The organism is Weissella sp. MSCH1 (assembly GCF_045799135.1).
In the GTDB taxonomy this organism is placed as follows: Bacteria; Bacillota; Bacilli; order Lactobacillales; family Lactobacillaceae; genus Weissella.
This window is the reverse complement of the sequence record NZ_JBJMBA010000043.1, coordinates 44,427-63,286: the sequence shown is the minus strand read 5'-3', so window position 1 is coordinate 63,286 and position 18,860 is coordinate 44,427. Positions and strand designations below refer to the sequence as shown.

The following is an 18,860-nucleotide window of genomic DNA, read 5'->3' as shown; positions in this document are numbered from 1 at the left end:
ACAATCATGTTATTTTCATAGCTTGTCTTTCAAGCTCGTACCTTTGCATAACTGCAAACGGTTACAATGTGATTGTACCATGTTTTCATACGTTGTTTTCATAAAAACAATGAATTCACACAATGTTATATTCTAGCACACAATAGTGAGGAGTTGCGCATTTTCTGAAAATGAGCGTACAATGAAAAGAAACGTGAAAAACGAGGATTCTTTAATATGACGGATAAGTTAGCAAAGATTCAAAATTGGCTGAATGAAAACCAATTGGATGTCGCCTATTTTTCAGATTTCCACTCAATTTCATATTTAACTGGCTTTGAATCGGATCCAATCGAGCGCGTTCTAGCGCTGGTTGTTTTCCCACAAGATGAACCATTTATTTTTGCGCCAGCATTGGAAGTGGAAGCGGTTAAGGGGGCTGGGTGGACGCACCCCGTGTACGGTTATCAAGATCACGAACAACCTTACCAACTGATTGCACAACATCTTCATGAGCACACGCAACATGCGACAACATGGGCCGTTGAAAAGGGACAAATGACGTTGGACCGAGCAGCAGCTTTGCAAACGGCAGTACCTGATGCAAAGTTTGTGGGTGACTTGTCACCAGTCATGGTTGAGATGCACTTGATTAAGACACCGGATGAAATTGCTAAGATGCACAAGGCTGGAGAAGATGCAGACCGAGCATTCGAATTTGCTTTTGCTGCGATGCAAGCGGGTGTGTCAGAGTTACAAGTGATGGCGAAACTTGAATATGACTTGAAGTCAGCCGGGGTTGTTGGCATGTCATTTGAGACCTTGGTTCAATTCGGTGCACACGCGGCTGAGCCTCACGGCGATACGGGTTCGACACTTTTGCAACGTGGGGATTTGGCATTGTTTGATTTGGGCACGATTTATGAAGGGTATGTGTCAGATGCAACCCGAACAGTTGCCTTTCAAACCGTCTCAGATCACCAACGAGATGTGTACAACGTGGTTTTGGAAGCGCAATTGGCAGCCCAGTCTCAAGCTAAGCCAGGTATGACAGCGGGAGAGTTGGATGCGATTGCCCGTGATATTATCACCAAGGCCGGCTATGGCGAGTACTTTGTTCATCGTTTGGGGCATGGTATCGGGTCATCTGTACACGAGTCTATTCAAATTGCGACGGGGAATGATTTGGTATTGCAACCGGGCATGGCCTTCTCGATTGAACCAGGGATTTATATTCCTGGGGACCTAGGAATCCGAATTGAAGATTCTGTCGTGATGACGGAAACGGGTGCTGATTCATTTACGCATTCGTCAAAGGAATTGCGAATTATTGATTAGTTAACTAAAAAGCCACAAATCCACCGACTATGAATCGGGAGATTTGTGGCTTTTGAGGTTGAGACAACGGCTGCTGTCTCAGCCTCTTTTTTAATGCCAATTGGCAATGATTGTCTCGGCGTGGTCTTCTGTGTCGTTTGTCCAAGGCGTATTCTTCATCACTTGTAAGTGTGGTAACAAGGCGTCTTGGCGGGCTGCGTGCTTAATCACCCAAACTAAGAATACGGGTTGATCGAGCAACCATAAGACATGGCGCGCCGTGTAGGTGGTTGTTTGGCCAGTGACCGGGTTAGGCTTGACTGGTGCGGTTAATTCAGGTGAAACGGCTTGTAAGGCAGTCGCTTCGGTTTCGAAAGTCTCTTCGATTTTCTTGCGCAAGTCCTTTTTGAACGCATCGAATTTAACGCGGTTCTTTTGCTTGTTTGGATAGTCAACACCCCAGAGCTTGAGTAAGTCCATGATGTCGGTTAGGTTGTAAGTTGCCATTTGCAATCTCGATTCTCTTATTAGTTGGTAGTCTTAGCATAACACACTCAACCACAACGCGCGCAGAATTTACGGTGGGTCATTTGCTGAAAATGCCGTGCGATATTTGATACTTTCTGAAAATAAGCGTAACATAGATAAGTCGTCTTTTTGGGCGACATTTTTTTGCACGGAAGCGGTGCAGGAATTGCAGTTATTTATTGTTGAGAAAGTAGAGGTTACTATGAATTCTGGAAAAGCCAAGATATTTAATCAGTCTTTCCTTGAGATTGCGCTGATAAATTTCCTAGTTTTAATCACATTCTATAGTTTGATTGTGGCGATTGGGCCATATGCTGTTGATGTGTTACATTTGTCGACAGCGGTTAGTGGGCTGTTAGTTGGGATTGTTGTTATTGGTTCGTTGGTGATGCGTATGATGTCGGGAGCCATTTTGGCGAAAATTTCGACAAAGACAATGCTGTTGATTGGTGCCTTCGTGCTGATTCCAACGATGGTTGCTTATCATTTTGCGACATCAATGATTGTGTTGCTATTAATCCGATTTATCCAAGGTATGATGATTGGGTTAATTGGGACGGTGACAAATACAGCGGTTGTCTTCGTTGTGCCAGCAGAACGTCGAAGTGAAGGGATTTCATATTTCTCACTAAGTACAGTTATTGCCACGGCCTTGGGTCCTTTCTTGGGATTGGCTCTGAGTGGCGTGAGTTATAGTTTCCTATTTAATGTTGAAACAGGAATCGCTGGATTGGCATTCTTGGCAACGTTGTTTATTCACAAGTCAGCGGTTGACATCAAGGCACACACAGCGACAAAAACTGCAACAACGGAAGCATCGACCGGGTTGCACCGTTTTATGGAGCCCAAGGCTATTCCACTGGCTATGGCTTTATTCATTGCCACGTTGACGTATTCAGCGATTCAAAGTTATTTGTCCTTCTTTATGAAGGCCCAACATATGAGCCAGGTAACGGAATACTTCTTCTTGATTTACGCAGCGGTTATCTTCATCAGTCGGCCATTCACGGGTCGCTTGGCTGACAGTAAGAATGAAAATTTCATTATTTATCCAGCCTTGGTGTTGTTAGCAATCGGCTTTATTTTGTTGAGCAACGTTCATAATGTAGTCGTTTTCGTTTTGGCAGCGATCTTTATCGGCTTGGGCTTTGGTAATTTCCAATCAGCTGCACAAGCGACGATTTCAAAAATTGTGCCACCTGAACGCATGTCTTATGCAACGTCAACGTATTTCATTTTCTTTGACTTGGCGTTTGGTGTTGGACCATATTTGTTGGGGTTAATCGAACCAAGTATTGGGTTTGCTGGACTTTACCAGTTGATGATTTTAGTGACCGTGATTGCATTAATCTGGTACTTCTTGGTTCATGGCCGTCGCGTAAAATAATTGGTTAAAGTCTTTTCGATAAAAGTTCGCACAATTCATGAAAATCTGATACATTAGATAGAGATAAGATTCGAGTAGATTGTAAAAAAGCGTCAGGGATAGGTCAGTGATGATCTAACTCTGGCGCTTTTTTGCGCTAACTCAGTTGCTGGGGAGGGGACTTTATCAATATGACTTGAAACAATCATGAATCAACGCTATAATATATCATTGTTATGGAGACATGGCAGAGTGGTAATGCAGCGGACTCGAAATCCGCCGAGCCGGTGTAGAGCCGGTGCACGGGTTCAAATCCCGTTGTCTCCTTTTTTATTTAAATGGCTAACTGGTCGGAAAGATTTCGGTATTGAACCGAAGTTCTTCCGACCAGTTTTTTAATTTTCTCATTGCGACAATAGCGGTGATTAATAGTGCCGCTGTCAGAATCATATTTTTTCTTCTAAATGACTGTGCTGACCGTTTAGTATTCGTTGAATTTCTAGTGAAAATGTCTTTCTGCTGATCGGACGTAATTTTTTAAAGTAAGGTAGTTTTGCCGCATGCGACAAAAGTATGCCGGGAATAAAGGAACTTAATCGCGTTTTATCATAAATAATACCCGGATAGACAATGTACGCACGTCCCGGCAATGAATGATTCATTAGTCTTTCCACCGCTCTTTTTGCGTTTAGATATGGTTTCATAAAAAAAGGGCCGCTATTTGCGGAAATAAATAAAAAATTAGTAGTTGGTTGGTTGATCAATTGATCGATTAATTGTTTGGCGGGTTCATAACTGCTGTTTCTGTAAGTAATATCTTTGATAGGATTGGGCAGTAAGATTCCCACCGCATCTATCACCCAGTCAGCGTCTGCAATGATATGTTGCAATTCCGCCGAGTTGGATAGATTAACTACATGATAAATCGTTTTATCGGTTGGATGCGACTTGTATTTGTGTCGTGAAAGGCTATGTACTTCAAATTTTTCGGGAGACAGCAATTGAATAATCCCCTGACCGACAAATCCGGTTCCGCCGGCAATAACGACTTTAATCTTCATATGCCCTCCAATTTTGTTTGGCTATCATGTTTTTAGTGTGTTAAAACGTACTTTACGTGTGGTGCCGCTTCGTTTTTATTCTAACAAAAAACATTGTGAAAAAGTAACCGCTGTTTGATTGCGTACTGTCGCTATGGACTTATTTGGTTCATGGTTGTTGTGAATACAAAAAAGGCATCCAAAACTGGATGCCTTTCAGAATAGCTCATCAGGGAGTCGAACCCTGGATGCCGGTGTGAAAAACCGGAGTCTTAACCGCTTGACCAATGAGCCGTGAAATTGTTGAATGCCTAATCGATGAAGGCAAATAGCTCATCAGGGAGTCGAACCCTGGATGCCGGTGTGAAAAACCGGAGTCTTAACCGCTTGACCAATGAGCCATGAAATTGTTGAATGCTTAACGATGAAAGCAATAGCTCATCAGGGAGTCGAACCCTGGATGCCGGTGTGAAAAACCGGAGTCTTAACCGCTTGACCAATGAGCCATGAAATTGTTGATTGCTTAATGATAGAAGCAATAGCTCATCAGGGAGTCGAACCCTGGATGCCGGTGTGAAAAACCGGAGTCTTAACCGCTTGACCAATGAGCCATGAAATTCGTTAAACGCGTACTGCTTTTAACAACAGATAATAATATACCAGATGACAAAATAACGTGCAACACCCAATTTCAAAAAAAGTCGAAATTAATTCATTTTCGAACAATAAGTCTCTCCCCTTGCGAGGGCATGCCCCTTTCCGTACACTGATAGATAGACGGGGGACAGGGGTATGATGACTGCAAGTTGGGTATTAGAGAAGCAAGATCAAGATAAATTACGGCTGTGTCAATTTTTAACAAATCAGGTGGCAGATTTTATGACAATCCGACATCTTTTAGCTGAATTGGGGTGGACAAGGTATCGGTTTGGCCAGGCTTTGGCGGGGTTACAACAAGATTTGCAAATGTTATGGCCGGATCAACCACCTGCTTTTGCATTAGATGCGTCGCGTCGTGGCATCATAGTTGATCATCGTGTGTTGCTGGACATTAAACGATTAACGCATGAGTATCGGCAGCAATCGTTAATTTGGGCGTTGTTAGGTGAAATTTTTGCTGAAACATTTGTTTCATATGAAGTGTTTGCTGAAACTCATCATACAACCGTGCCGATTGCCAGGGCAACCAAGAAACAAATTGCACTGGTTTTGGCACGGGTGGGCATTACGCTAACGCGCCACAATGCGTTGATTGGTGACGAAACGACTATTCGTGTGTTCTTCTTTGGTCTCATGCGGGAAGCGTATGTTGATCAAGAGATTCCGTTTCCGACGGAGATGCGGATTAGAGCGGAAGCAGCAGTCACTGAAATTTTAGCGCTATACCAATTGCCGGAACGTGAAACGACGAAACAAGCCATTCGAATGCAATTTGCCATTTGGTACTCACGACTAGTTAATCACCACGCCATTATGGCAACAGAAATGCCACTGCTCTTTGTCCCGCTTACCAACTGGGATGAACAGCATCAGCAGATTCACGCGGGATTGGTTATGATGATGCGTCATTTTGTTGATTTACCCGATGCGGTCTTAGCACGAGAAGCGGAGTATGCGATTGCCTCAATGTATGTGGCTGGTTTTTTAGGGCCAATTCCAGAGACTTTGTTGACTGAGACGGCAATACGAAAATTACAGCCCTTCACGACCATCATGCAAGCGGAATTTGAAACGGTAATGCACCAGCCGCTTGAGTTTGAGACGTTAAGCCAAATGATGGCGTTGCTATCGCCGACGCATGTACGTTTATTGTATTTTAGTCATTTGGGATTTCGACCGATGCCGGATGTCGTCCGGGCGAAACAACGATTTCCACTTCAGACCCAAATCATTCTAACGGTCATCGCTAAGCTATCCGTGGTGCTCAGCGTTACCGAACAAGCTTTATTGAATGTTTTGTTTGAAGAGTATTTAACGGCTATGATTCAAACGGTAGCGACTACGAAATTGTTGCCGAAAATTAAGGTGATTGTTGATATGAATAATCTACCTAATTTGGAAGCCTTAATTGTCAGCCGGCTGGAACAGACCCCATTGGTAAACATTGTGGTTAGTCATGAAGCTATGTTACAGGCCGATTTTTATATCTCAGATATTGAAATCGCCGGTTTGAAAAATGCGACACCGTTCATTTGGTCGCATTATCCAGATGAAAACGAATTTAACAAGTTTATTGAGAAAGCAACCGATTTAACTGTCCGCCGGATGACGGCAACAGATTAGCCTGCGTAATGCCAACTTGATGACAGGGTTTATACCAACTGTCATTGAGTTGGCATTTTATTTTTGTGCGTACTTTCAGTAACCACTAAGGCTACCGTTTGTAAGCGAGATTTTTTTAAACGTTTTTGAAAAATATGACGTGGAGCGGACAATTAACATCCGATAAAGTTAAGCATGTCAACGAAACCAAATGCAAACAAGGGGGACGTGAAAATGACTTTAAATTGGCTATATAAGGTGGTGATAACAATATGGAGTGTGCTGTCAATCGTACAGTCCGTGGCAGCAGATGAAGGTGGTGTTGAAACCATGCGGGAATTTGAAACGGCATGGAATCAAGATAGACCGAATCAAGTCATTCGGCTTGATGGTGATGTGCTTAATGATACATCGACGGTACTTGTCACGCGTCGTCAGTCGGTCACTATTGTTGGAGATGGACATGAATTATCATTGACCCCAATTGGCCAGACGCAGCAACGTAAGACGTTGCATAGCACAGCAACCGTGACGCTGAGTCATGATTTTTGGTTGACAGGCCCTGGTGATCAACCGCTTGTGCGTGCTGATCAAATTGTCACATCAGCGGACAGTAATGTGTCGATTACGCCGGGCCAGAATGGCACAATGTTCGAGGCGAATAGCATTTTAATTCAGGGACAGTTAGCGTTACACGGAATGGGTGGTGATATGTTTACGGCCAACCGCATTGTGTTGGCAAAAGGAGCGTTCGTTGAAGCGTTTGGTCAATTGAACGCCCATGTATTCCGGACGGCTAGTCAACAGGGTGAAGTCTTAGTTGAACCAGAGGCCATTTTGGACATTTCAGTCATGAATCGAACGACGACGGATCGAATTTGTGCGCCAATTGCGAGTAATTTTAAACGAATAACCATCCAGGGCGGTCATGTTGAAGTGAATACAATTGGGCCAGGCATCTATTGGAGTGCTGGTGATGAGGCGATGTGGCGGGTAACGGATCAAGGGACACTTCGCTTAACAAGTACTGGGCAAATTCCGGTGCTTGAAAAGGCAGTTGATGGCACCGGTCGGGGTGGTGTTCAGGTTATGCCAGATAGTAATTTTTACGTAAGCGGTCAGGGACCGTCGCTGATTGCCTTTCCAAAACCAACCTTATTGAAAGTTGTACGGCCGGCAACGGTGCAATTGACTAATCGCGCAGGACAACCAATTTTCCGACGGGGGTTAGCGATGATTGATTTGCAACAAATTAATTTACGAGGTCGTGGCATTGAAATTGGGGAATTTCAGCACACCGACGTCTCGCAATTTCGCATTAAAGGTCGCGGTAAAGGGATGACTGACGCACAAATTGGGCGACCGGCTAGCGATTGGCTGGCACAAGTATCGGACTTAGCATTAACGGCAAGTTTGCCGAAACCGGCGCATGAACCAGTCAAAATGTTGGTTCAAGCTGCAAATTTTGGGGATAACCATCAAAAAATATACGGTGAAGCTTTAGCAATCGCTGCACAACCACGCTCAGGAATTATCACGCTACTGGGGAGTAACTTGAAATCTTGGGTTGTGCAAGCACGTTTAAAGCAGCCACTGACACATATCAGCACGGCGCATCAATTACCAAACGCATTGCGATTTAACGAGGTTGTTTTGACAGGGGATTATCAAAACGTGTTGGTAGGCAGTGGCACTGGTATGCGAGATTTAGGGGCAACACTACAATTTGAGGCCTATGACTTAGTACGAGTGGGATCGTATCAAGCACAGGTGTCATTAAATTTGGTCGCGGGACCAACAAATTAAAAGGAGCAAAAAGATGAAAAAACAACTTAGTTTAGGAATTTTGGCTGTTTGTACGGGATTGACAACTGCGGGCGTTGGTTTTGCAGCAGAAAACATTGAGGTCGAAACACAAGCGTTGGTAGGCTTTGCAGGGACAGAAACACCGGTGGCCATTGGCCACGTTGATCCGGAATCACCGCGCGAAACAGATCCACACGCCCCGGCAAATTTACGGGCAACCCCAATGCCACTGACATTGGATTATGCGTCACGCTGGCAATTTGATACGCAAAAAATGAGCTTAGTCGACCGAACATATACGGCCAAGCAAGATGTTTTTGCTGGGCGAGCGGTAGCAAATCACGTTCAGGTAACTGATCAACGTGGCCAATTAGATGGCTGGGACTTGCAGGTTCGCCAAAAGACACCTTTTGTCCACGAAAAGGGAGCTGAATTGAAAGGCGCCAAACTGCAAATTGACCGGGTGACCAGTAAAAGTGCGGTAACCGACACAACGGTTTTGACAGCTAAAGAAAAAATGGATTTGAATCAGGCGTTTATGCGTTTGGCATATGCAAAACCAGGTGATGGTTATGGGACGACCGCGATTTCATTGGGCGAGGTGTCATTACACGTGCCTGGTCAAATGAAGAAATTATCAGGGAATTACAACAGTACGATTGTATATAAGTTGTTAGCAGCACCGACAGGAGAATAGAGATGCACAAATTAAAATGGTTACGGATCGTCATTGCACTGATTGTCGGTGTTGTATTTAGTGCAAGTGAAAAAATGTCAGCGAATGAATTGTCGTTTGGTGTCCAAATCGAAACGTCTGAGAATCAACGACACGCGACGGCCGGCTATTTTGATTTGATTTTAGCGCCTCGTCAAAAGACACATGTTCAGGTACAGCTAACGAATCCAACTGATCGGCAAGTGAAAGTCGGGGTTCGCACAGCCGCGGCCACCACAAATGCAAACGGCGTTGTGGATTATGAGACGAGTCGGAACAAAAAATGGACACGGATGGTTCAAGTAGCGGATGCGGTTACATTACCGCCAAAGAGTTCGCAGGTTGTTTCGATTGCCATCAAGATGCCGGGAACGACTTTTCCAGGTGTGCGGGCGGGCGGATTGACGTTTTATGAGTTAGGGAATAATCAGCAAAGAAATCCATCGGGGATGCAAATCAAGCAAGAATACTCATACACGGTTGCGTTGCTGGTCCGAAATAATGAAAAACATGTTGCGGCCCATATGCGTGCGGACGGGATGACACTGAAACGACGTGATGGTCAAACAGCTTTAGTCCTACGACTACGTAATCAATCGCCAATTTTTCACCAAGGAATGATGATTCAGACCCGCGTTTATCGTGGCAAACAGTTAGTGACGAGTGAGACCCAACGCAACTTGCAATTTGCGCCTAGTAGTCATTATGACCATCGCACGTCGGTGGGACAATTGCAGCCCGGGCGTTATCGTGTCGAAACACAGGTGACAACAGACAAAGGTCGATGGACGTTCACGAACCGAGTTCAGGTGAACGCGATGACGGCGATCACGAGCCAGAAAGATGCCGTGAATCATTGGCCAGTTTGGTTAAAGCTTGCGTTGATCATTATTGGTGGCCTGCTTACATTAATTGGTTGGTTACTATGGTTGTTAATGCGACGTCAAAAGCAAACAAAGAAGCAATAAGAAATGATTAAAAACCCACGAACTGGAAAAAGTTCGTGGGTTTTTAACCTTTATTCGCACTGCCTGATGTCCATATCTGAACACTTATATTTTAACAACAAAAGTCACAATTCCCAAATAGAATGTTTGCGAAAGATTTCTAATTTTTGTAACAATTGTCACAATTCATTCGGCGAAAGCTACCATATCTGTCGTTCCTTTGTCCGGGTAAGCACACAAACGTTTTTTATACTGGCGGTATAGCGCAAGAACTAATGTGATGGGGATAAAATTATGAAAGAAAATATTGTGGCAGATGCACGTCTGCGAAAGATGGCTGAAGATGGCGGTGGCAAGAAATGGTTGATTCGTGGGGCGGCGACCTTGGCGATGCTTGGTGGCATTGCCGCGGCGCCACAAACTGAAACAGTGACTGAACGCGTCGATGATTTGGTGCAATCTGTTTTGCAAATGGCAATCGCCCCCGCTGAGGCCGCAACGGTTTCCGGCGTAACGATTGATAATGCCCAAGAAGTGCCAAGCCGAACAACAACGTCTTCCGGTGATAAAACAGCGGATTATCTAGTTAAAGGAAGTGCTTACTACCAGTCGAATAATTCATCTGGAAAGACAACGTGGTATGGACTGTCGAACGGTCAAAATCAAACCGGGCTGGTTGTTTATAACACGGCGTTGGATACCTCGAAAGATTTTACGGCTAGTGGTGCCTTTTATATGGCCAATTATGGCTCTGGCGCAGCTGACTATAATGGTATTTTGTTGTCATCTATTTTGCCAGATTCATTGGGTAGCGGAACAGGTGGTGGTGGTCTTGGTATTACAGGCATTAAGAACGCCATTTCATTTGGAATTGACATGTATAACAATGGGACGACTTATAAAGACGCCAGTGGGACGTACCCAATGGTGGGTATCCGTACGACGGACTCATCCGGTAATTTAACACAAGCAACTAGTGATTCGAGTTTGACCTCAGGTAGTGGTGTGTCAAGTGTGCCTGCATCTAATGCGCCCAGCGGAATCGGTAGTGGGGATGGTGCAGCCTGGACGATTAAATACACAGCTAGCAATAAAACGTTGACATTTACTTTGGGTGGTAAGGTCACGAAAACAATGACAATCAATACGACCACGATGCCCTATTTGTCATTTGCTTTGATCGGTTCAGCAGGTGATAAATCAACTGAAATGACGTCATCGATTGCCCAAGTTTCCGGTACAAAGGCCTCAATGACAGTGCCAGTGACGTATAAAGATACGGCTGGTAACGTCCTTAAGACAGGGACAACTTTAGCGGTTGGTGACGGTCAATCGGTGGGAATCAACAATGCTTCCCCTAAAGCTTCAAGTGATACATATAGCTATGATGCACCGAAGATTACAGGGTATAACATCAGTTCAGCAAATGATATTACGGTTAAGGTCGGGTCAGGGACAACGCCAAGTTTGAATTTGGTGTACGCACCGGCCTTACAAGAAGCGACGGTGACGACGTCCGGATTGGTCGGCAACAGTGCGAGTGGGAATGGGACGACGACGTATAAGGGCACGACTGGTGGCACAATTAGTATTTCAGACAGTAGCTTGACCAAGGCGGGATACACGTACAAGGTTACGGCGCCAGATGGGCAAACGTACGACACAATGGCGGCAGCCTTAGCAGCAGGGACCAATGGTAAGTATGACGCAACAGATAATGCCAGCACGGCGACGACGGATAGCCAACAACAAGCCTTCAAGGTTGTCTATACGGCGCAACCACAGACGGCCGAGTTTGCGTATACTGGGGCAACGCCACAGAGTGGTTCACCAACAACTTTGACAGGAACATCTGACGGCACAATAGCTAATACGGCGTTGTACGCGCCAGCAGGATATAAAATCGACACGGCCGCGACAACGTTGGCCAGTGGTGTGTCGCTAAGCATGGCAACCGATCAACGCTCGGCAACAATTTATGGAACTTTTGATACGGATACGGGGACGAATCAAAAGTCTACGATTGCATTTGCGCCATTGACGCAGACTGCGCAAATTGATCAAGTGGTCAACGGTGCCAAATCGACGGTTGAAACGAAGACGGGTGGTTCGAACTCAGCGATTGCGTTTAGTGCAACTGATAGTTCATTGGCGAAAACTGGTTACACCTATAAGGTGACTGGGCCAAACGGTCAAGTTTACGACACATTGGATGCGGCCTTAAAGGCAAATCCAAATTATGATACAACAAATGCAACGGATACTGATGGGTCGCCCCAGATATTTACGGTTTCGTACACCGATACCCAGGCGCCAACCATCACAACTGGTAAAGACACCTTTAATGTCACAACCGGTGCGGGTGTCACGGCGGCTGATTTCTTGGCTGGTGTGAATGCGCAAACCAGTGATAATCAAATGGCTGGTGACGTTACGGTGACGTCGAATTATGACTCAGTTGTTAAGGATGAGCCAGGGACTTATACGGTCACAATCACAGCAACGGATGCGTCAGGGCTACAAACGACTAAGCAGGTGACGGTAGTGGTGACTGAAACGTCACCGTATGACCAGGAATCGGCTGTGGCATCAGCTGCGGCAACACTTGCGTCAACGTCACGTGATGCAACGAAAACAACGGCTGATGTGCAAGCTGCCCAAGATGCGTTAAATCAAGCGCTGGCCGATGCAAAAACCGCACGTGATACAGCCAATAGCAACGCTGCGACGGCAATTACAAATGCGACGACTCAGGATGTGGCCACGGATGATGCGGTTGCCCAAGCAATTGCGGCTGTGCAAACTGCCCAAGCGAATGCCGCGTCAAACACCGGTACAACACAGGCAATTGTTGATGCCACGACGGCCTTAGACAAAGCAGTTGCGGTGGCGTCTGCCCAAGCGATTGTAACTAATCCGGTGAGTCAGGAACCAGACGTCAAGACGGCCCAAAGTAACTTGGATGCAGTGTTGAATAACCCGGACGCCACAGCAACCGAGATTGCCACAGCACGTGATGCGCTGAAACAGGCGGTTGCAGATGCCGTGACTGATCGAGACGCCGCTAAGGATACGGCTGCCACGGCAAATAATGCCGCGGCTACTTCAGCTGCGGCGCAAGATCAGGCGGTCATTGATGCGCAAGATAAGTTGGCGCAAGCGATTGCAGCTGCCGACGGGAATACGGGTACGACGCAGGCAATTTTAGATGCCGTGGCCGAGTTGAATACGGCGGTGACAACGGCTGAGAAGGCCCAGGAAACAGCTAGAGCTGCTGCCGCTGCCGCCTTGGCTGCGATGACACCTGTGTCTAATGAAGCAAATGTATTAGCGGCTGCCAAGTCACTGAAAGAGATTTTGGATAATGAAAATGCCACGGCCGCTGAAATCGAAGCAAAAACAACGGCTTTGACGGATGTTGTTGATCCAGCCAAAGAGGCGCGTGATACACAAGTGACAGCCGCGAACGATGCCGTTACAGCTGCAGAATCCGGCGATAACGCCAATGATCAAGGGGTTAAAGACGCGATTGCGGCGTTGCAGCAGGTTGTATCAGATGCAACCAATGAAGCGACTAATACTGATTTAGGGCATGTTGCGTTGACGCAGGATATTGCGGATGCGATGAGCAAGCTAGCCGACGCGATTAGTCAGGCCCAGCGCGATCGTGCGGCAGCGGTGGAACAAGCAACTGATGCGATGACAGCAGACAATACCACACCGGTGAGTTTGGAAGATGACACCGCGTCTGCCAAGGCGACCTTACAAGCGGTGCTTGATGATCCGACGGCAACCGCGGCCGATATTACCAATGCTATTAATGACTTTAAAAATGCGATTGATGATGTTCGAGACGATCGACAAGTCGTGGATGAGGCTGCCGCCGATGCATTAACAGCTGCCACGAATTCTGGTTATGCCGATGAACAGGCTGTGCAACAAGCCATGCAAGATTTGCAAGATGTTCGTGATCAAGCCGCTGCGGACGGGGCAACGTCAGCTGAAATTACGGCCGCACAAACGGCGCTAGAAAATGCGCTGGCGGCTGCCAAAAGTACGCAAGACCAAGCAATTGCAGATGCGCAAGCGATTGCCACTAATCCTGTCACGAATGAACCCGAAGTTGTCGCAGCAACTCAAAAATTGGCGGATTTGGTTGCGGAGGCAGCAGATGGTGGTGACGTCTCGACGGCTGACATTGTCGCAGCTGGCCAGGCAATTACGGCGGCTGTTGCAGCTGCTGAAAGTGAGCGTGATGATGCGAACGATGCTGCTCAGACAGCGATTACAGATGCGCAAGCAACAAATCAGGCTGAAGAACCTGGCGTTACGGCAGCTATTTCGAATTTGCAAGATTTGCTCACGCAAGCAGCGAATGATGATCCTAATGCGCTGACAGCTGATATTATTGCGGCGACAGAGGCGGTTAAGCAAGCGGTCCAAGATGCCGCACAGGCACAACAAGAAGCCCGTGATGCCGCGAATGCAGTTGATACGGCACCAGTTTCGTCAGAGCAAAGTGTGATTGATGCCAAAAGCGAGTTGGCCAAGGTAGTTGGTGATCCAACTGCAACGGTGGCTGAAATTAATGCTGCCCAACAGGCTTTGGTGGATGCGGTTAATGACGAAAAAACAAAACGCGATACCACGAATGAGGCAGCTGATAAGGCGTTGACGACGGCGTCAAATTCTGATCAAGCTGACGAACCGGCGGTGATTGCGGCGCAAAATGCGTTACAACAAGCCCAAGCAAATGCCGCGAATGACGCGGGCACAACGGCCGAAATTGCCGACGCTACGAAAGCGTTAACGGATGCGATTGCACAAGCCAAGGCAGATCAACAGACGGCTCGCGATGCAGCTGCAGCGGTTGACACGGCGCCAGTTTCAAATGAAAGTGGTGTGAAAGCGGCACAGACAGCACTCGACAAGGTGCTGGCTGATACTGGTGCGACGGTTAAGGAAATTGAAGATGCCACTAATGCGTTAGAAAACGCGGTCGACGCGGCCAATAGTGATCGTGAAGCCGCAAACACCAAGGCTAATAGTGCGAAATTAACGGCGGCTGGAACGGCGCAAGCAAATGAACCGGGTGTACAAGCTGCAATCGCTAACTTAACCGCCTTGCAAAATCAAGCGGCAACAGATGATGCTGGTGCGCTGACACAAGACATTTTGGATGCGATTACGGCTTTGCAAGATGCCGTGACGGATGCTGCGGGTGACCAACAGGAAGCACGTTTGGCAGCGGACAATGCCCTTGCACAGACGAAACCGGTTTCGAATGAATCTGCCACACAGGATGCGATTACAAAACTGCAAAACTTGTTAGCGGATGATAGTTCGACAACGGCCGATATTCAAGCGGCTACCAAGGCGCTGTCGCAAGCAGTATCGGATGATACGAAGGTCCGTACAGCGGCAAATACGGCGGCAGCGAGTGAAATCGCGAGTGCGCAAAATTCAACGGCGGCTAATGATGCTGCTGTGCGTGACGCTGTTCAAGCGTTGCAGGACGCCGTGAAAACGGCAGCGAGTGATTCGCCAGATGCCTTGACGCAGGATATTTTGGATCGTATTTCAGATTTGAAGGCTGCGGTAACGGCGGCGGAGCAAGCACAAGAAACGAAACGTTCCGAAGCGACCGCAATTTTGGCAGATGACAGTGAGACACAGCCAGTGACATATGAGCAAGCCACGGCAGATGCCAAGGTTGCCTTGCAACAAGTGATTGATAATCCACTCGCCACGGCTGCTGACTTACAGACGGCGATTGATCAGTACCGTGATACGGCGACGGCGACACGTGCGGTTCGTGATGATGCCATGACGGCGGGATCAGATGCCGTCACAAGCGCGCAAAACTCTGATCAAAGCGGTGATGAGCGTGTGGTGACAGCTATTCAGAATCTGCAACAAGTGATGGCTACGGCCGCCAGCGATTCACCGGATGCGTTGACCGCGGACATTGAAGCAGCTATTAGTGCGGTCAAGCAGGCTCAGGTTGATGCAGCTAAGTCACGAGCGGAAGCGGCTGATCTGGCAACAACAGCTTTGCAACAAACCGGTCCAGTGACTAATGAGGCAGATGTTGCGACGGCTCGTACCAATTTGCAGACATTAATTGATGATCTAACTTCGACGGAACAAGATTTAAAGAATGCGATGACCGAGTTAGCGGCAACGGTAACGGCAGCAAAGACTGACCGGACGACGACAAACAACGAGGCGAACAAGGCAATTACAACAGCTACGAATGGCGACCAGTCAGCAGCGCCAGCGGTTCAAAATGCCATTCAAAAGTTGAAGGATGTGATGGCTACGGCGGCGAGTGATTCGCCAGATGCCTTAACCGCTGATATTGCGACCGCGACAGCCGCCTTGCAACAAGCGGTCGCGGATGAAGACGCGGCCCAAGAAACCGCACGAGCCGCAGCTGCTACAGCATTATCGGAGACGGCCCCAGTTTCAAATGAAACAGCGGTTGCGTCGAAAATTAATGCGTTACAAAACGTTCTGCAAGATCCAAAGGCAACGGCCGCTGAGATTACGGCCGCTGTCACAGCGCTACAAAGTGCAGTTCAGACAGATACTGGCACGCGAAATACAGCAGATGACGACGCGGCGACAGCGATTGCGGACGCCGAGAATAGTTCTTTGCAGAACGAACCACAAATTGAGAATGCGATTGCGAATTTAAATGCGATTCGTGAACGTGCGGCGGCCGATTCTAGCGCTAGTTTGACCGCAGATATTGTCGCGGCAACCGATGCGTTACGTCAGGCAATGACGGATGTTGCCCAATACCAAGCTGACGCCCGGGCTGACGCTGCTGAAGCACAGCAGGCGACCACAACGGATGGAACGACCGTTCATCCAGAGATTGCAGCTAGTAAAGCTGTGTCAGAGGACACGCAGAATGCTTTGACTGACGCAGTCACGGCCTTGGATGCCGCGTTGAACAATCCGGATACACCATACGCCGATATTAAAACCACGACTGATGATCTGTTCGAGGCTGGCGGAAAAGCGTTGACTGAAGCGTCAGCGCCATACAGTGATAATGCGGCGGTTGAATCAGCGCTTACGACGATGCAGACGACGTTGGCCGATCCAGATGCAACCGCTGCTGAAAAGCGCGCTGCGATGGATAGCTTGCGGGCCACATTTGCTGATGCGGATGCCGCCTTAACAGATGCGAAAACGGCAGCAGAGGATGCGATGAGTAAAACAGCGCCAGTTTCAAACGAAACGGCGGTCAAGGATGCCGCAGATAAGCTGCAAAGCTTGTTGGCAGATCCGACAGCAACGAAGACGGCTATTGAGGATGCCACAAAGGCACTTAACCAAGCGGTCGCTGACGCGAATACTGATCGTGATGCGGCTAATCAAGCAGCCGACAAGCTGGCCGATCAGGTACAACAATCAGCGGGTAGTGGTGATCCAGCGGTGGTCGCCGCATTGACTGAGTTACAAAAAATTCAAGCAGCAGCGGCGGCGGATTCGCCAGATGCGTTGACGCAGGATATTGCGGCCGCGACGCAAGCATTGCAGCAAGCGTTAGATGCGGTGAACAGTGCCCGTGATGCAGCCAACGACGCGATAGCGCAGGCTAAACCAGTTTCATATGAATCAGCAGTGGCAGCTGCAATCAAGCACTTACAGCAGGCATTGGCCGATCCAGCGACGTCAACGGCTGATTTGGAGAAGGCGGTTAACGCTGTAAAGACGGCAACGCAAGCTGCCAAAGCTGACCGCGACACAGCTAATCAAGCGGCGGATGCGATGCGTCAGGCGGCAACAAAGACTGGTCAGAATGATCCGGCCGTCCAAGCTGCGGTGACAAAACTTGCTAATTTGCAGCAATTAGCGGCCACTGATAATCAGGATGCGTTAACGGCTGATATTAAGGCAGCAACGGATGCCTTAAAGGTGGCGATGCAAGCCGTTGATGATGTACGGACGGCTGCGGACACTTTATTAGGACAAACCAAGCCGGTGTCGCATGAAGGTGCCGTAGCTGATGCAAGTAAGCAATTGCGAGTCTTATTGGCCGGTAATGCGGCTGAAGGTGACATTAAGAGCGCCATGCAAGCATTACAAACGGCTTTGGATAAGGCAAAGCCAGCTCGTCAACAGGCCCAAAGTCAAGCAACTGATTTGCTGACACAAGTGCAAAATAGTCCGGTACGTAATGAACCGGCGGTGCAAGAAATGATGCAACGACTGCAGGCAGTTATGGCTGCGGCAGATCAGGATGACCCCAAAGCATTAACTCAGGACATTTTGAACGCCATGCAAGATTTGCAGACCGCGTTTAACAACGCTCAGGCAGCCCGTGACACGGCTAACCAGGATGCGACGGCCTTAAAGAATAGTGTGCCGGCGGACATGTCCGACGCGATTAAAGATGCTTGGAATCACTTAGCGGATGTGCAGGCTAAAGCATCTCGTGGCGAAGCAACGACGGCTGACGTTGTTGCAGCGACTAAGGCATTAGCCGATGCTATCGGCCAAAATAATGGGATTGTGAGTGGACCACAGTCGCGCCAAGCACAACAAAATGCTGAACTGGCAACGTTGGGGGCGACGTATCAACCGACGATGACCACGTTACCTACAGCGGTCCAGGCAGGCTACACAGCTATCCCGAGTGGTTACTTACCATATACAGGGGCCGGCGTGCTGCCATATACGGCTACCGGTCGGACGTTGGCAGCCGGTACGGCTAACCGGGTGCTACCGGACACTGGTCAAAACACAATGAGTTATTTAACAGCGATCGGGGTATTCCTGTTCGCAAGTAATCTGTTTATGTTGTTCGCAGCGCGCCGTAAGCGTGAGACGGAGGAAAATAATTGAGAAGTGAAACGAGGACTGTCGGAGACGATAGTCCTCGT

The 18,860-nt window shown here is 47.8% G+C and carries 9 protein-coding genes and 5 tRNA genes; 8 read left to right on the top strand and 6 right to left on the bottom strand.

Annotated features, from left to right (window positions below):
- The first annotated feature begins 216 nt into the window (after window positions 1-216).
- Window positions 217-1,317: a M24 family metallopeptidase gene (locus ACJ28U_RS08390; protein WP_407618958.1), complete on the top strand. Its 1,101-nt coding sequence runs from the start codon at window positions 217-219 to the stop codon at window positions 1,315-1,317.
- Between the two features lie 90 nt (window positions 1,318-1,407).
- On the opposite strand, the gene ACJ28U_RS08385 is transcribed toward ACJ28U_RS08390, so the two are convergent.
- Window positions 1,408-1,803, bottom strand: a complete 396-nt coding sequence (locus ACJ28U_RS08385) for a hypothetical protein (RefSeq protein ID WP_407618957.1) — start codon at window positions 1,801-1,803, stop codon at window positions 1,408-1,410.
- 223 nt (window positions 1,804-2,026) lie between these two features.
- Here ACJ28U_RS08385 and ACJ28U_RS08380 point away from each other — a divergent pair, with 223 nt between their 5' ends.
- Window positions 2,027-3,211, top strand: a complete 1,185-nt coding sequence (locus ACJ28U_RS08380) for an MFS transporter (RefSeq protein ID WP_407618956.1) — start codon at window positions 2,027-2,029, stop codon at window positions 3,209-3,211.
- A gap of 217 nt (window positions 3,212-3,428) precedes the next feature.
- Window positions 3,429-3,517: transfer RNA gene (locus ACJ28U_RS08375), tRNA-Ser, on the top strand.
- A 119-nt stretch (window positions 3,518-3,636) separates the two neighbouring features.
- Here the strand turns inward: ACJ28U_RS08375 and ACJ28U_RS08370 are convergent.
- The 5 genes from ACJ28U_RS08370 to ACJ28U_RS08350 all read right to left on the bottom strand — a co-directional run bounded on the left by ACJ28U_RS08370 (window position 3,637) and on the right by ACJ28U_RS08350 (window position 4,841).
- Complete coding sequence (locus tag ACJ28U_RS08370; RefSeq protein WP_407618955.1) at window positions 3,637-4,251, bottom strand: NAD(P)H-binding protein; 615 nt, start codon at window positions 4,249-4,251, stop codon at window positions 3,637-3,639.
- Between the two features lie 201 nt (window positions 4,252-4,452).
- Window positions 4,453-4,524: transfer RNA gene (locus ACJ28U_RS08365), tRNA-Glu, on the bottom strand.
- Between the two features lie 35 nt (window positions 4,525-4,559).
- Window positions 4,560-4,631 (bottom strand) — tRNA-Glu (locus tag ACJ28U_RS08360).
- Between the two features lie 33 nt (window positions 4,632-4,664).
- Window positions 4,665-4,736: transfer RNA gene (locus ACJ28U_RS08355), tRNA-Glu, on the bottom strand.
- A 33-nt stretch (window positions 4,737-4,769) separates the two neighbouring features.
- Window positions 4,770-4,841: transfer RNA gene (locus tag ACJ28U_RS08350), tRNA-Glu, on the bottom strand.
- Between the two features lie 181 nt (window positions 4,842-5,022).
- Between ACJ28U_RS08350 and ACJ28U_RS08345 the strand changes: the two genes are divergently transcribed.
- The 5 genes from ACJ28U_RS08345 to ACJ28U_RS08325 all read left to right on the top strand — a co-directional run bounded on the left by ACJ28U_RS08345 (window position 5,023) and on the right by ACJ28U_RS08325 (window position 18,822).
- The gene (locus tag ACJ28U_RS08345) at window positions 5,023-6,513 is read left to right on the top strand and encodes a helix-turn-helix domain-containing protein (protein WP_407618954.1); all 1,491 of its coding nucleotides are present in this window, start codon (window positions 5,023-5,025) and stop codon (window positions 6,511-6,513) included.
- A gap of 213 nt (window positions 6,514-6,726) precedes the next feature.
- Complete coding sequence (locus tag ACJ28U_RS08340; RefSeq protein ID WP_407618953.1) at window positions 6,727-8,298, top strand: hypothetical protein; 1,572 nt, start codon at window positions 6,727-6,729, stop codon at window positions 8,296-8,298.
- Between the two features lie 13 nt (window positions 8,299-8,311).
- Window positions 8,312-8,995, top strand: coding sequence for a WxL domain-containing protein (locus ACJ28U_RS08335; protein ID WP_099087462.1), 684 nt, complete (start codon window positions 8,312-8,314; stop codon window positions 8,993-8,995).
- A 2-nt stretch (window positions 8,996-8,997) separates the two neighbouring features.
- Window positions 8,998-9,981, top strand: a complete 984-nt coding sequence (locus ACJ28U_RS08330) for a WxL protein peptidoglycan domain-containing protein (RefSeq protein ID WP_407618952.1) — start codon at window positions 8,998-9,000, stop codon at window positions 9,979-9,981.
- A gap of 273 nt (window positions 9,982-10,254) precedes the next feature.
- Complete coding sequence (locus ACJ28U_RS08325) at window positions 10,255-18,822, top strand: lectin-like domain-containing protein (RefSeq protein ID WP_407618951.1); 8,568 nt, start codon at window positions 10,255-10,257, stop codon at window positions 18,820-18,822.
- The last annotated feature ends 38 nt before the right edge of the window (window positions 18,823-18,860 follow it).

Excerpts from the sequence above, each read along its gene's own strand:
- ACJ28U_RS08325 (WP_407618951.1), top strand. The coding sequence starts at position 10,255 with ATGAAAGAAAATATTGTGGCAGATGCACGTCTGCGAAAGATGGCTGAA.
- ACJ28U_RS08370 (WP_407618955.1), bottom strand. The coding sequence starts at position 4,251 with ATGAAGATTAAAGTCGTTATTGCCGGCGGAACCGGATTTGTCGGTCAG.
- ACJ28U_RS08345 (WP_407618954.1), top strand. The coding sequence starts at position 5,023 with ATGATGACTGCAAGTTGGGTATTAGAGAAGCAAGATCAAGATAAATTA.
- ACJ28U_RS08340 (WP_407618953.1), top strand. The coding sequence starts at position 6,727 with ATGACTTTAAATTGGCTATATAAGGTGGTGATAACAATATGGAGTGTG.
- ACJ28U_RS08330 (WP_407618952.1), top strand. The coding sequence starts at position 8,998 with ATGCACAAATTAAAATGGTTACGGATCGTCATTGCACTGATTGTCGGT.
- ACJ28U_RS08390 (WP_407618958.1), top strand. The coding sequence starts at position 217 with ATGACGGATAAGTTAGCAAAGATTCAAAATTGGCTGAATGAAAACCAA.
- ACJ28U_RS08385 (WP_407618957.1), bottom strand. The coding sequence starts at position 1,803 with ATGGCAACTTACAACCTAACCGACATCATGGACTTACTCAAGCTCTGG.
- ACJ28U_RS08335 (WP_099087462.1), top strand. The coding sequence starts at position 8,312 with ATGAAAAAACAACTTAGTTTAGGAATTTTGGCTGTTTGTACGGGATTG.
- ACJ28U_RS08380 (WP_407618956.1), top strand. The coding sequence starts at position 2,027 with ATGAATTCTGGAAAAGCCAAGATATTTAATCAGTCTTTCCTTGAGATT.